Source organism: Stenotrophomonas sp. 24(2023), assembly GCF_030913365.1.
Classification (GTDB): domain Bacteria; phylum Pseudomonadota; class Gammaproteobacteria; order Xanthomonadales; family Xanthomonadaceae; genus Stenotrophomonas.
Window position 1 is genome coordinate 1,323,492 of the sequence record NZ_CP133160.1, and the last position, 13,436, is coordinate 1,336,927.

14 protein-coding genes and 1 pseudogene are annotated in these 13,436 nt (G+C 65.6%); 7 read left to right on the top strand and 8 right to left on the bottom strand.

The genetic code is table 11. The features are described from left to right. Positions 1 to 3 precede the first annotated feature (3 nt). Positions 4 to 897: an AraC family transcriptional regulator gene (locus tag Q9R17_RS05830; RefSeq protein ID WP_308157491.1), complete on the bottom strand. Its 894-nt coding sequence runs from the start codon at positions 895 to 897 to the stop codon at positions 4 to 6. A 162-nt stretch (positions 898 to 1,059) separates the two neighbouring features. Here Q9R17_RS05830 and Q9R17_RS05835 point away from each other — a divergent pair, with 162 nt between their 5' ends. The 6 genes and pseudogenes from Q9R17_RS05835 to Q9R17_RS05860 all read left to right on the top strand — a co-directional run bounded on the left by Q9R17_RS05835 (position 1,060) and on the right by Q9R17_RS05860 (position 7,145). Beyond that, the gene (locus Q9R17_RS05835; RefSeq protein WP_308157492.1) at positions 1,060 to 1,815 is read left to right on the top strand and encodes an SDR family oxidoreductase; all 756 of its coding nucleotides are present in this window, start codon (positions 1,060 to 1,062) and stop codon (positions 1,813 to 1,815) included. 209 nt (positions 1,816 to 2,024) lie between these two features. After that, positions 2,025 to 2,600: a DUF308 domain-containing protein gene (locus Q9R17_RS05840; protein ID WP_308157493.1), complete on the top strand. Its 576-nt coding sequence runs from the start codon at positions 2,025 to 2,027 to the stop codon at positions 2,598 to 2,600. Positions 2,601 to 2,604: 4 nt separating this feature from the next. Next, a pseudogene (egtB, locus tag Q9R17_RS05845) lies at positions 2,605 to 3,768 on the top strand (ergothioneine biosynthesis protein EgtB); the annotation flags it as partial. Positions 3,769 to 3,813: 45 nt separating this feature from the next. Further along, positions 3,814 to 4,713: an L-histidine N(alpha)-methyltransferase gene (gene egtD / locus Q9R17_RS05850; protein WP_308158290.1), complete on the top strand. Its 900-nt coding sequence runs from the start codon at positions 3,814 to 3,816 to the stop codon at positions 4,711 to 4,713. Positions 4,714 to 4,749: 36 nt separating this feature from the next. Then, positions 4,750 to 6,159 carry an FAD-containing oxidoreductase gene (locus Q9R17_RS05855; protein WP_308157494.1) on the top strand — a complete coding sequence of 470 codons (1,410 nt, stop codon included), beginning with the start codon at positions 4,750 to 4,752 and terminating at the stop codon, positions 6,157 to 6,159. Positions 6,160 to 6,389: 230 nt separating this feature from the next. Beyond that, positions 6,390 to 7,145: an SDR family NAD(P)-dependent oxidoreductase gene (locus Q9R17_RS05860; RefSeq protein ID WP_308157495.1), complete on the top strand. Its 756-nt coding sequence runs from the start codon at positions 6,390 to 6,392 to the stop codon at positions 7,143 to 7,145. Positions 7,146 to 7,200: 55 nt separating this feature from the next. Here the strand turns inward: Q9R17_RS05860 and Q9R17_RS05865 are convergent, their stop codons facing one another. From Q9R17_RS05865 to Q9R17_RS05885, 5 genes are all read right to left on the bottom strand, one after another. Then, a complete protein-coding gene (locus Q9R17_RS05865) occupies positions 7,201 to 7,608 on the bottom strand; it encodes a hypothetical protein (protein WP_308157496.1) in 408 nt (135 codons plus the stop codon). A gap of 62 nt (positions 7,609 to 7,670) precedes the next feature. Next, positions 7,671 to 8,654: a glycoside hydrolase family 43 protein gene (locus Q9R17_RS05870; RefSeq protein ID WP_308157497.1), complete on the bottom strand. Its 984-nt coding sequence runs from the start codon at positions 8,652 to 8,654 to the stop codon at positions 7,671 to 7,673. A gap of 104 nt (positions 8,655 to 8,758) precedes the next feature. Beyond that, on the bottom strand, positions 8,759 to 9,178 hold the full coding sequence (locus Q9R17_RS05875; RefSeq protein WP_308157498.1) for an H-NS histone family protein: 420 nt from the start codon (positions 9,176 to 9,178) through the stop codon (positions 8,759 to 8,761). 64 nt (positions 9,179 to 9,242) lie between these two features. Then, complete coding sequence (locus tag Q9R17_RS05880; RefSeq protein ID WP_308157499.1) at positions 9,243 to 9,809, bottom strand: DUF998 domain-containing protein; 567 nt, start codon at positions 9,807 to 9,809, stop codon at positions 9,243 to 9,245. 112 nt (positions 9,810 to 9,921) lie between these two features. Continuing rightward, positions 9,922 to 10,308 (bottom strand): hypothetical protein, encoded by a 387-nt coding sequence (locus Q9R17_RS05885; RefSeq protein WP_308157500.1) that lies wholly within the window; start codon positions 10,306 to 10,308, stop codon positions 9,922 to 9,924. 700 nt (positions 10,309 to 11,008) lie between these two features. Between Q9R17_RS05885 and Q9R17_RS05890 the strand changes: the two genes are divergently transcribed. After that, positions 11,009 to 11,812 carry a type I restriction enzyme HsdR N-terminal domain-containing protein gene (locus tag Q9R17_RS05890; protein ID WP_308157501.1) on the top strand — a complete coding sequence of 268 codons (804 nt, stop codon included), beginning with the start codon at positions 11,009 to 11,011 and terminating at the stop codon, positions 11,810 to 11,812. A gap of 135 nt (positions 11,813 to 11,947) precedes the next feature. On the opposite strand, the gene Q9R17_RS05895 is transcribed toward Q9R17_RS05890, so the two are convergent. Together Q9R17_RS05895 and Q9R17_RS05900 are read right to left on the bottom strand one after the other, a co-directional pair. Next, positions 11,948 to 12,337, bottom strand: coding sequence for a hypothetical protein (locus Q9R17_RS05895; RefSeq protein WP_308157502.1), 390 nt, complete (start codon positions 12,335 to 12,337; stop codon positions 11,948 to 11,950). 309 nt (positions 12,338 to 12,646) lie between these two features. After that, on the bottom strand, positions 12,647 to 13,393 hold the full coding sequence (locus Q9R17_RS05900; RefSeq protein ID WP_308157503.1) for an abortive infection family protein: 747 nt from the start codon (positions 13,391 to 13,393) through the stop codon (positions 12,647 to 12,649). Between the last annotated feature and the right edge of the window lie 43 nt (positions 13,394 to 13,436).

The window sequence follows — 13,436 nt, forward strand, 5'->3', positions numbered from 1 at the left end:
GGCTCAGTGCGGCGCCGGGGCCTGCATGCGTGCCCCCCCGGCATCGCGCCCCGGCGGCAGGCCGAACATCCGGCGGTACTCGCGGGTGAACTGCTGCACGCTTTCATAGCCCACCGCGAACGCTGCGCTGCTGGCCGACAGCCCTTCGGCCAGCAGCAGTCGCCGTGCTTCGATCAGCCGCAGCTGCTTCTGGAACTGCAGCGGCGACAGTGAGGTTGCCGCACGGAAATGCTGGTGGAACGCCGATGGACTCATCCCGGCCACCGCCGCCAGCCGCTCCACCGGCAACGGCCGGGCGAAGTCACTGCGCAGCAGGGCCACCGCACGCGCCACACGCTGGGCATGTGCCCCCGGCCACCCCAGCTGCCGTACCGCCAACCCGTGCTGGCCCACCAGCAGCCAGTAGTGCAGTTCGCGCAACCGCTGCTGCACCAGCACCGGCAGCGCCGCCGGGTGGTCCAGCAGCTGCAGCAGGTGCTGCGCCGCACCGGTGACATCGGCGTCGGCGCGTTCCACGCGGATCGGTGCCCCGCGCGCGGCCGGGCCCAGCTTCATCTCCAGCGCCAGCCCGGCAATCGCCGGCAGGTCCAGGTCCAGCACCAGCGACAGGTAGGGCGCCATCGCACTGGCCCGGGTGACCTGGCTGACGGTGGGCACGTCGGCCGTGATCAGCAGGGCATCGCCCTCGGCGAAATCGAAGGTGGCCGCGCCCTGCGTCACCCGCTTGGCCCCCTGCAGCACCAGGCACAGCAGCGGCCGGGAGATCGCATAGTCGATCCCGCTCGGGGCCGCGGCCTGGATCAGGGACAGGCCGGGAATGGAGGTTCGTGCCACCCCGGCCGGGTTGGCCAACGCAGCCGCATGGCGGTACGCAGCATCGCGCAAAGTGTCTGTCATCGCAGCAGTCCTGCCGAATCGGTGCAGGGCCATCGTAGCGGCGTCCCACGGGTACCGCGCCGGTCCTGCAGGAACAGGCCAGCATCGGCGAAGTTCGGGCAAAGGCGGACGGCAGCGGGCAACGCAGACTGGCGCCTCCCCCATCACCCACCAGGAACCGCCATGCACACCCTTTCCCTCATCACCGGCGCCAGCCGCGGCCTGGGCCGCGCCACCGCACTGTCGATCGCCCGCCACGGCGGCGATGTCATCCTCACCTACCGCCAGGGCCAGGCCGAGGCCGCCGAGGTGGTCGCCCAGATCCAGGCCCTGGGCCGCAAGGCCGTGGCCCTGCCACTGGACGTGGGCCAGGCGGGCACCTTTGCCGCCTTCGCCACGCAGCTGGCCCAGGTGCTGCAGCAGACCTGGGGCCGTGATCGCTTCGACCATCTGGTCAACAACGCGGGCCACGGCGATGTCGCCCCCATCAGCAGCATGAGCGAGACCGCCTTCGATGCGCTGGTGGACGTGCACTTCAAGGGTGTGTTCTTCCTCACCCAGCAGTTGCTGCCGCTCATTGCCGATGGTGGCCGCATCATCAACCTGTCCACCGGCCTGACCCGCGTGTCCGCCGAAGGCTGGTCGGCCTATGCCGCCGTGAAGGGCGCGGTGGAGGTGCTCACCGTCTACATGGCCAAGGAGCTGGGCAGCCGCGGCATCACCGTCAATGCCGTTGCACCCGGTGCGATCGAAACCGACTTCTTCGGGGGTGCGGTGCGCGATACGCCGGCCTTCAATGCCTTCTTCGCCGGCATGACGGCACTGGGACGGGTCGGCGTGGCCGAGGATATCGGCCCGATGATTGCCAGCCTGCTGTCCAGCGACAACCGCTGGGTCAATGCCCAGCGCATCGAGGTATCCGGCGGCCAGGGCATCTGACGCCCGCCCGGGGCCCAGCCGGCCCATGAACGGAACGCAACCGGACACCCGGCGGGCCCCGGCACTGGATTGACTGCCTACCAACTAGTAGGCCAATATCCGCGCATCGACACGCCCCCTCCCATGGGAAGGGCATGCCGGATACCTACCTACTGGTTGGCAGGCACCCGTCCGCCGACCCATGTCCCTGACCTGCCCGGAGAACCGCCATGTCCGCCACCGCCCTTCCCGCTTCCTCGCCCGCCCCCTGGCTGCAGCGCTACTACTTCCTGCGTGCGGGCGTCTCCATCGCCTGGATCCTGCTGGCCGTGCTGGTCGGCCGCCAGAACCCGGCCGTCGGCGCCGTGCTGCTGGTGCTGTACCCGGCCTGGGATGCGCTGGCGAACTACATCGATGCGCGCCGCACCGGCGGCCTGGCCGCCAACGGCACGCAGATGCTCAACTTCGTCATCAGCGTGCTGACCGCCGTGGCCATCGGCGTGGCACTGACCGCGGGCATGGCCGCCACCATCAAGGTCTTCGGCGCCTGGGCCATCCTCTCCGGCCTGCTGCAGCTGGCCACCGCCGTGCGCCGCTGGAAGCAGGCCGGCGGCCAGTGGGTGATGATCCTCAGCGGCGCACAGTCCGCCGCCGCCGGTGCGTTCTTCTTCAAGCAGGCCAGCAGCGGCATCCCGCTGGATGTGGCCACCGTGGCACCGTATGCCGGCCTGGGGGCGTTCTACTTCCTGCTCTCGGCCATCTGGCTGACGATCAAGACCGCACGCGCCAAGGCACGCCAGGGCTGAACCGGTGAGTGACCTGCGCGCCCGCTACCTGCGCGTGCGTGCGCGCAGCCTCGCCCTGGCCGCGCCGCTGGGCATCGAAGACCAGGCCGCGCAGTCGATGCCCGACGCCAGCCCGACCAAATGGCACCTGGCGCACACCAGCTGGTTCTTTGAAACCTTCCTGCTGGTGCCGTACCTGCCTGGCTATGCGGTCTTCGATGCGGCGTTCGGCTACCTGTTCAATTCGTACTACGACAGTATCGGCCCCCGGCCGCTGCGTGCCGAACGTGGCCTGCTCACCCGCCCCACGGCGCAGGAAGTACGCGGCTACCGCGCCCATGTGGACGCCGCCATGGACGTGCTGATGCCGCAGCTGTCCCCGGACGCCGCCGCGCTGGCAGCGCTTGGGCTGGCCCACGAGGAACAGCACCAGGAACTGATCCTGATGGACGCGCTGCACCTGCTCTCGCGCTCGGCGCTGTCACCGGCCTACCGGCCGGAACCACCCGTGCCATCGCCGCCGCCGGCGGCGACCGGCTGGCACCCGTTCGCCGGTGGCGTGGTGCAGATCGGCGCGGATACCCCGGGCTTCGCCTTCGACAACGAAACCCCGCGCCACCGGGTGTACCTGCAGCCCTATGCCCTGGCCGACCGGCTGGTCAGCAACGGCGAATGGCGGGCCTTCATCGCCGATGGTGGTTACCAGCGTCCGGCGCTGTGGCTGGCCGAGGGCTGGGCCACCGTGCAGGCGCAGGGCTGGCAGGCGCCGCTGTACTGGCGCGAGGAAGGCGATCACTGGAGCACCTTCACCCTGCACGGCCGCGTGCCGCTGGACCTGCATGCCCCGGTGCAGCACGTGAGCTATTACGAAGCCGATGCCTATGCCCGCTGGGCCGGTGCACGCCTGCCCAGCGAGGCCGAATGGGAGCATGCCGCCCGCAGCGTACCTGGCCTGCACGGCCTGTATGACCAGGCCTGGCAATGGACGCGCAGCGCCTATGCGGCCTATCCCGGCTTCCGTGAAGCCGCAGGCGCGGTGGGCGAATACAACGGCAAGTTCATGGTCGGGCAGATGGTGCTGCGCGGCGGCGCGGCCATCACTGCGCCCGGCCATACGCGCCCCAGCTACCGCAACTTCTTCGCGCCTGCACAGCGCTGGATGGCCAGTGGCGTGCGCCTGGCGCGTGATGCCGAAGGCCAGGCCGACAGCGTCGATGCCGGCTTCCTGCACGATGTGCTGCAGGGCCTGTCGGCCACGCCCAAAGCGCTGCCGCCGAAGTATTTCTACGATGCCGAAGGCTCGCGCCTGTTCGAGGCCATCTGCCGCACGCCCGAGTACTATCTCACCCGCACCGAACTGGCTTTGCTGCAGGCCACGGCCAGCGATATCGCCTCGCACATCGCCCCGGACAGCGTGCTGGTGGAATTCGGCAGCGGTGCCAGCCTGAAGACCCGCGTGCTGCTGGATGCCACGTCCCACCTGCGGGCCTACGTGCCCATCGACATCAGCGCCGCCGCACTGGCCGATGCCACCGCCACGCTGCAGCAACACTACCCGGCGCTGGCGATCGAACCGCAGGTAGCCGATTTCAGCACCGCCACCGCGCTGCCGGCCCTTGCCCGGCAGCGCGCCCGCCTGGGGTTCTTCCCCGGCTCCACGCTGGGCAACTTCCCGCCTGGCGAAGCCGTGGCCCTGCTGGCCCACCTGCGCCATCTTCTGGGCAGCGGCGCGCAATTGCTGGTCGGCGCCGATCTGGTCAAGGACAGCCGCACGCTGCAGGCAGCCTATGACGATGCCGCCGGCGTCACCGCCGCGTTCAACCGCAACCTGCTGGCGCGCATCAACCGCGAACTCGGCGCCGACATCGACCCGGAGGCCTTCCTGCATCGCGCACGCTGGAACCCTGCCGAATCACGCATGGAGATGTGGCTGGTCAGTCAACGCGCACAGACCGTCCACCTGCACGGGCATGCCTTCCCGTTCGCACAGGGCGAAGGCCTGCATACCGAGCATTCGTACAAATTCACGCCGCAGCGGCTGGCCGCGATCGCAGAATGCGCGGGGTGGCAGATGAAGCGCCACTGGCTCGACCACGCCCAGCCGTTCGGCCTGTTCCTGCTGTCGGCAGCGTAAGCCCGCGTATCGTCCTGGTTCCGCAAGGAGTTCCCGATGTCCCCTGCGTCCTCATCATCCACCGGCGCCCCCCGTGCCTTCGATGCCATCATCATCGGCGCCGGCCAGGCAGGGCCCTCCCTGGCTGGCCGCCTGCACGATGCCGGCCAGCGCGTGGCCATCATCGAACGCCACCTGGTGGGCGGCACCTGCGTGAACACCGGCTGCAAGCCGACCAAGACGCTGGTGGCCAGTGCCTATGCCGCACACCTGGCTCGGCGCGGTGCCGACTACGGGTTTTCCACCGGCCCGGTGCAGGTGGACATGCCCACCGTGGCGGCGCGCGCGCGCAAGGTCATCCTCGATTCGCGGCAGGGCAACGAAGACTGGCTGGCCGGCATGGCCACTGTCGAACTGATCCGCGGCCATGCCCGTTTCGAAGGACCACACGTGGTGAGCGTGGGCGGGCAGCGGCTGACCGCACCGCGCATCTTCATCAACGTCGGTGGCCGGGCGTCCGTTCCCGATCTGCCCGGGCTGGACAGCATTCCCTACCTGACCAACACCGGCATCGTCGCGCTGGAGACGCTGCCACGCCACCTGATCGTGATCGGCGGCAGCTACATCGGGCTGGAGTTCGCCCAGATGTACCGCCGCTTCGGCGCAGCGGTCACCGTGCTCGAACGCGCCGACCGCGTGATCGCGCGCGAAGACGCTGATGTTTCCGAAGGCGTGCGCAGCATCCTGGAGAACGAAGGCATCACCGCGCATACCGGTGCGCTGCAGATGCGTTTCCAGCCGCATGCCGACGGTGCCGCCGTCACCTTCACCGATGCGGCCGGCGAACACACCGTGAGCGGCAGCCACGTGCTGCTGGCCATCGGCCGCCGCCCCAACACCGATGACCTCGGGCTGGAGGCCGCCGGCATCGCCTGCGACGCGCGCGGCTACATCACCGTGGACAACGCGCTGCAGACCAGCGTGCCCGGCGTCTGGGCGCTGGGCGACTGCAATGGCCGCGGTGCGTTCACCCACACCGCCTACAACGATTTCGAGATCGTCGCCGCCAACCTGCTCGACGGCGAGGCGCGCGGACTGGACCAGCGCGTCCCCGGCTATGCGCTGTTCATCGATCCGCCGCTGGCGCGGGTCGGCATGAGCGATGCCGAAGCCGCGCGCTCGGGCCGGCGCCTGCTGGTGTCCAAGCGGCCGATGACGCGCGTCGGCCGCGCCGTGGAAAAGGGCGAAACCCAGGGCTTCATGAAGATCGTCGCCGACGCCGACAGCCGCGCGATCCTCGGCGCCGCCCTGCTCGGCACCGGCGCCGATGAGGCCATCCACGGGATTCTGGACATGGTCAGCGCCGGCCGCCCGCTCGATGAGCTGCGCTGGGCGGTGCCGATCCACCCCACCGTGTCCGAACTGATTCCCACCCTGCTGCTGGGGCTGGCGCCGCCGGCCGCCTGAACGCCGCGGCGCGGTTGACGCCCGCCCGGCAGACGCCTACAGTCGGCGCCGCAGCCCCGCAACGGGTGCTGCCGCAGGCGTTATCGTCATCCAACGCGCCCACACCCGGGAGGGCCTCAGCAGAGGGAACCCGGCTTACAGGCGCCACGGTACTGCCCTGCCATTCCCTTCCCCCGGAAGGGATGCACCACACCGTGGCCTTTCCCCAGTCCCTCTGGAAAGGCACCCCCATGAACCTCACCGGCAACACCATCCTCATCACCGGCGGCAGCCGTGGCATCGGCCGCGCCTTGGCCGAAGCCCTGCATGACCGTGGCAACCAGGTCATCATCACCGGCCGCGATGCCGCAGCGCTTGAAGCCCTTTGCACGCAGCACCCGGGCATGACCGGCCTGCCGCTGGACCTGCGCGACCACGCCTCGCTCACGCAACTGGCCAACCGTGTGCGTATCCAGTTCCCCAGCCTCAACGTCCTCATCGCCAACGCCGGCATCTCGCGCCCTGAAAACCTGGCCAGCGGCCAGTGGAACAGCCACGACGCCGAGGCCATCATCGACACCAACATCCTGGGCGTGCTGCGCACGGTGGCCACCTTCCTGCCGCTGCTCACCCAGCAGCGGCATGCCACCTTGATGGCCACCAGCTCGGCGCTGGCCTTCCTGCCACTGGCCAGCTTCCCCACCTACTGCGCCAGCAAGGCCTTCCTGCATTCGTGGCTGGTCTCGCTGCGCCACCAGCTGCGGCACCTGCCGGTGGAGGTGCTGGAGCTGTCGCCGCCCTATGTGCAGACCGCGCTGACCGGCGCGGCGCAGGCCAGCGACCCGCGCGCCATGCCCGTGGAGGAATACGTACAGCAGGTGCTGCAGAAACTGGAACGCGGTGACCACCCGCGCGGCGAACTGCTGCTCGACCGCGACCAGCCGCGGCGCTGGGCCGAACGGGATGGCCAGTACGATGCACTGTTCGCGCTGATGAACCCGGCGTAAGACCGGCACGGCAACGACACGGAAACGCCGCCGCGGGCACACCGCGGCGGTGGCTTCAACGCAGGGCGCGCCGGCAGGCGGCGTTCACCAGCATCAGCTGCGCCACCAGGATCAGCATCGCGCAGCCCGACAACAACCACGGGTCGAAATACCACTGCGCGTTGAGCGAGAAAGCGCCGGAGGAAATGCGCTTCCAGCCGTTGAAGTGCTGCATCGCTGCGACCACGAACGCGAAACCACCACTCGTGTACGCCAGCCACGGCACCACGAGGCCACCCGGTCGCGCGAACAGCAGCAGCACGCCCAGCACGCCGATGACCGTGCGCTGCACGCGGCAGTACGGGCACACATAGGCCAGCCCGCTCCACTCCACCGACCAGGCCAGCAGGCTGACCAGCACGGCCACGCCACCGGCAAGGTACAACGCCTTCGGCGGAATCGTCAGGGTTCCGTTGTGTGCCATCACGTGCGTCCTTCCTGTGCGAACCCCGTGCAGGGTAGCGTGATGCGCTGCGCCGTGCAGGCTCAGGGCAGCGGATCGCCCGGCACGCCGGTGTGGGTGATCTTCACCGGCAGGATGTGCCCCTGCGCATCGAAGTCCATGCGCTCGATGGCCGTCACCCGATGATTGCGATCGGTTTCACCCAGCGGACGGCGGTGGTAGACGATGTACCAGCGGTCGGTGCCCGGCACCTGGATCACCGAATGGTGGCCCGCGCTGGTGGCGATGGCCGCATCCTGCTGCAGCACCTTGCCGATGCGCGTGAACGGGCCGGTGGGGGCATCGGCGATGGCATAGGCCACCGAATAATCCGGGCTGCCCCAGCCGCCCTCGGACCACATGAAGTAATAGCGCCCGCCCCGCTTGAACATCAGCGAGCCTTCCACGTATTCCGGTGCCGGCGTGATTTCCTTGAACAGCGTGCCATCGGCCAGCGGCTGCACGTCGGTGAAATCGTCCTTCAGGCGCACGATGTTGGCGTGCTTCCAGCCGCCGTAGATCATGTACCAGGCACCATCGTCATCGTGGAAGACGAACTGGTCGATCGGCTGCGCGCCATTGTGGAACGCACCCACCAGCGGCTTGCCGAGCAGATCCTGGTAGGGGCCTTCCGGGCGGTCGGCCACCGCCACGCCGATGCCGCCCAGCTCGCCATCCTTCTGGATATCGTTGGCGGCGAAGAAGAAGTAGTACCGGCCCTTGTTCTGCACCACCGCCGGCGCCCACATCGCACGCTTGGCCCACGGCACCGCCTTGGCATTGAGCACATCGGGGTGTTTCGTCCAGTGCAGCAGATCCGGCGAGGAAAACGCATCGAACGTAGTCTGCGCATCGTACGGCTGCGAGGTGGTGGGGAAGATCCAGTAGCGGTTGCCGAACACCGCCGCTTCCGGGTCCGCATACCAGCCCGGCAGGATCGGGTTGCCCGAGGTGGGCGGTGCCGCCTGCGCACCTGCTGCCATCGCCGCCACCATGCAGGCGGCCATCATCCACTTCCCGAACACCATGCCGTGCGCTCCCATGCTGGATCGATGGACGCAGTTTAGATCGATTCATATCAGCAGGGTTGCTGCACTGCGGCTACCGCCGCGCACTGCGGGTACCGCAGCGCTCAGTCCTTCTTGACGACGGTGCGCTTGCCGATCGTGCTGCTCTTGCGCGCCGTCGGCTTGGCCAACCCCGGAATCAGGAAATCGGTCGCCTTGTGGCCCTGCTGGATGCGGGCGGTCAGCCAGCGCGGCATCCGCCCGCGGCCGGACCAGGTCAGGCGCTTGTATTCCGAATCGCGGTATTTGGCCGCGACCTTGCCGGATTTGCGACGGGGGGATTTACGCGCGGGGGCCGCCGTTTCGGTAGCCTCATTGCCGAACAGTTCTTCGATGGTGTAGCCCGCTTCGGCCGCGGCTGCCTTCAGCAGGCGGCGCACCGCGCTGGCCGGGCGGCGGCTGGAAACAAGCTGTTTCCGCTGTTCAGCGGCAACCACCAAGGCACCCAGCTCCCGAAGGCTGAGCGATTCAATATCAATAGTCATGGCGGGAAAGGTCTACTGCGCCGGGCTGGGTGTCAAGGTATGCGTGAAGCAGCGCCTGCTGGAATCAGCGCGCCGGCATTATCTTCAGCCGCTCGATGGCCGCGAAGGCGTACCAGCCGAACGCCGGCAGCAGGGCCAACCGCTGGGTCAGGCCGCGATAGTCAGGCGGGTCCATGCCGGTCACCATCATCCACAGGTAGGCCATGCCCAGCAGCGACGTCCAGCACGACACCCAGCGGATGCGCGATGACGCCTGCGGTCCCAGTTCCACCAGGAACAACAGCGGCGTGAGCACCGAGAAAATGCCGACGCCATACAGGCCATGCATCGGGCTGCCGGTGGTGACCAGGCCATTGCTGAGCATGGCCGCGCCGAACAGCGTGGAGGTCACGGCGGTCAGGGCGAAACGCCGCGCCTGCACCAGCAGGGACAGACTGAAAATGATGATGCTGCAGCCGCTGATGGACGGCCCCAGCAGCACCGCCTGCGCCGGCAGGCCGGGCAGCAGCCCCAGCTCGCTCAAGTGCTGGGACAGGGAGTGGTAGCCCGGCACGGTGAACGCGAAAGCGATCAGCGCCAGCATCGCACCGAGGGGAAGGAAGATGGCCTGCCGGGTGGCGAGTGCGTGCACGGGAGCATTGTGAGTGGGGTGGACGTGGGGACCGTAGCAGGCATGCGGGGGGGCGTCATCGGCCATAGGTTGGGCAACGACTGGTTACCTCTTCAGGGCCGACCGTGCACGCTCATTTATTGACACTTCGCTTTGCAGCGGGGCACCGGTACCGCATAAATGATTCGGTACCGTCATGAAGCGTGGCCAGGCGTGTGCCATCAGCACTCAATCGAAAATGCTGGGCATCGAGCCAGGTCTCGCCTTCCCCTGTGGACTCCACTATCAGCATGATTTCCAGCGCGCCGCGGGTGACCACGGCCTTGATGGGACCGTTGCTTCCCCAGAAGGTGATGTGGTGCGGGCGGATGACAAGAACGGAATCGTCGGTGTCAGTCCCACATGCGCCGAGGTCTGCGCTCCACTCGCCTAGGAATTTGGTAGGAACGGAATCATGTCGTTCTGCGGCATTCGCGCCGACACTGATAAGGGCCAGGAGCAGTGCGATTGGAAGCGACATTGTGTTTCCCCATGGCGAATCAGCTCACTGGAAATATTGCATCAAGTACTGAATTCCGGGCCGCGGCGAACTCGATGGCCCACCAGCACTCACATTGAAAGTGTATGCCATTGATTCATAAAGACATCAAGGATCATTTCCTTGAGATTTGACTCACATTTTGACTCACTTTAATTAGGCCTGTGAGCTGCCTTCGAACCCAGAACCAATGGATTAATTGACTGCTTTTCTACACGTCCGTCCAGTGCCCCGGCGGCCCCGCAATGGCCACAGCCGTATCGTCCGTCATCAGCCAGGTGCATGCCATATGCGTCAGCATCCTGATGCGCCACTGGGAAGCATCACGCTTGCGGACGGGGAGATCGAGTTCAACCCGAACTGGCTCATGCACATGTGGCCCTCTCAATGATCGGTTCCCATTGCGGGCGCACCTTTCACGCGAATGTCCGGCCCGAAAACCGGATCTACCCTCCCCGCCCAGGCAAGCCTCAAGTGGGCGGGCGTGCGATCTCGTTCACTTTTGGCGGGCCCTTGAGGCAGTGGCCAGCACTTCTCCCAGATCCCGCTCTTCAGGACACTACCGAATCAGCGCAGGATCAGCCTGGACGGTAATAGACGGCGGGGACGCCCCTGCCCCTTGCACTCCATTGCGCAGGAGTGGTCAAAGCATCAGTATTCGCAGACGACAACGGGAAGGAGCATGGATGTGCTGAAGATTCCAAAGAAGGTCTCGGACAGATGGCCGACAACGGTAAGGTCGCTGGTCTCGGTCGCCGTTTCCCATAAGACCAAAGATGTGTCTGAAGCCGATACCGTGACCCTGGTCAAGGACATGCTTGCCGACATCTTCGGTTACGACAAGTACAACGAACTGACTAGCGAGCAGCAGATCAGGGGAACGTTCTGCGACCTGGCGGTAAAGATCGATGGCAAGATCAGAGTTCTGATCGAAGTGAAAGCAGCAGCAATCTCGCTAAACGAGACACATCTGCGCCAGGCCATCAACTATGGCGCCCACGAAGGCATCGAGTGGATCGTGCTCACCAACGCGTTGGAGTGGCGCCTCTACAGAATAAAGTTCGGCCAACCCATCGAGTACGAACTCGTCTCATCGTTCTGCATAGCAGATGTCAACCTGAAGAACGAAGAAGACCAGCGGAAGTTGTTCCTACTCTGCAGAGAAGGAATCACCTCTGACGCAATGGGCCTGTATCACCAGCACATCTCGGTACTCAACAAGTTTACGGTCGCGCAAGTTGTTCTCGGTGAGCCGGTCGTTTCTGTCATCCGCCGAGAGCTTCGCCGTCTGTTCCCGGAACTGAAGATCGAGTCGGAGGCAGTTGTTGAGCTTCTCAACAACGAGATTCTGAAGCGTGAGGTCCTGGACGGAGAGAAGGTGAAGGATGCCCAGCAGCGCATACGCCGGGCAGTCTCCAAGAATGCTAAAGCGCAGGTGAAGAAGGCTCCCTCACTCGACGCTGCGCAAGAGCCCGCACCGAGCTAGATCCCGGAGTCGCGATCGGCCCCCACCCTCGCGCCGAAGAGCTGATAAGGAGGGGCGACCGCTCACGGGAGGCCGCCCACATGGCCGACGCTCGGTCGCTGAGTGCCTGCAACGGCCTCTCTCGACCGGCCCCAGTCAGATCGGCCCCAGATCCTTCACGACCGCTTGGCCGTACTGCAGAAATCCGATCAGCATGTGACCACCCGCTACCGTGCGGCCCATTTTCCCATTGAGGTAGGCTGCCTGAAGCCGGCCGGCAGCCATCAGTTCTGCCTTCGCCATGCTTCCCGGCACTCCGTGCAACGGCTCGCCGGGAGATGCCAGTTGTCCACTGATCGGTTGCACCACAGTAGGGCGCTGACTGTCGCTCTTGGCATAGGCGGTAGCCATCATGCGGCTACTTTGGGGCGACCATCCCCCCAAGATGAGTTCTGTACCAAGATGCTCGATCGGCAAGCCCGCCTCGGCCGCTGCCCTCTCGTAATTTGGCCAGAGTTGATCAATGACCAGGCCCAGCTCAGCCATGAGCTGCTCCATAGTGAAGTCAGCTCGAAAACTGGCCTGCAGAGCGAGCTCGTAGATCCGAAGGAAGAACTGCGTGGATCCACGCGTAGCGAGCACCAGGTTGTGCTGGGGGATCAGCAGCAGCTTCGCACCTCTATTCAGACAGCTGTCCACCAAGGTCCGCTAAGACCCGGACCGACTTGGACTTTTTTGCTGCGCATGGAGATATGCGAGAAGGGAATATTGGCAGCACGCGGCTGGTTTGATCCGGCACCAGTGGCTATGCCGCAATGCGCAGTGGCATCTCGACGTGAAATGCGCGATCCCAGCCTATTTGATGGAATCCTGGCAGCGGGCCTCCCAAGTAGCGAGAAGGAAGGTAGCCAGCGCTCCCGATAGGTTCACGGCAAGCTCTGCGTGACGCGGCGCTGGTCTGGAACCTATCTTGCCCTTCCCGTGCGCATCGCTAAGGCGATTACGAAGCGACCCCAGCCCCTCGACAACCGATGTGCAACCTCCAAGCACCTGCTTGAAAACCGGCTCAGTGTGTTGGGATGGGGCCAGGTTTAGCACTTCGGCCGTGGCCTTATACAACTTCGGAAGATCTGCGCCATCGTCGTAATCAGTGCCAGACTTATCTAGGATGTGTTTGCATACCGACTCGATCAATGTCCGAGCAGATGTAATTGCACCTTCGGGATCGGTCGCGCGGCGTTCCAACGCTTTTGTCCATGCCGATTGAACATGCAAAGCGTCCACGGCACTCAGCCTGTCTGCAAAGATGTGGTCGGCCGGTGAGATGGAAGCGCGCTCAAGCGTCTCCAGAATAGGACGGAACGTGTCCCATATGAGCTGCCTGCGTTCCGCGTAGGTTGGAAGCTCGAACTTGATGAACTGCCAGAACTGATCGAGGTTGCGACAGGTCCGCACAAAGCGCGGGGTCAATGCCTCCACCGACGCATTATTCATCAACGAGTTGCGTAGGCTTGCATACTCTTGATTGCTCTCGCTGCCTCCGGTGGCATGCGAGATCAAAAGATTCTGTAACGCTTCGGCCTGGTCAAACGATTCGTTCATGCTACTCACCGGTATTTACATCGGACAAACACAGCCACCTGTG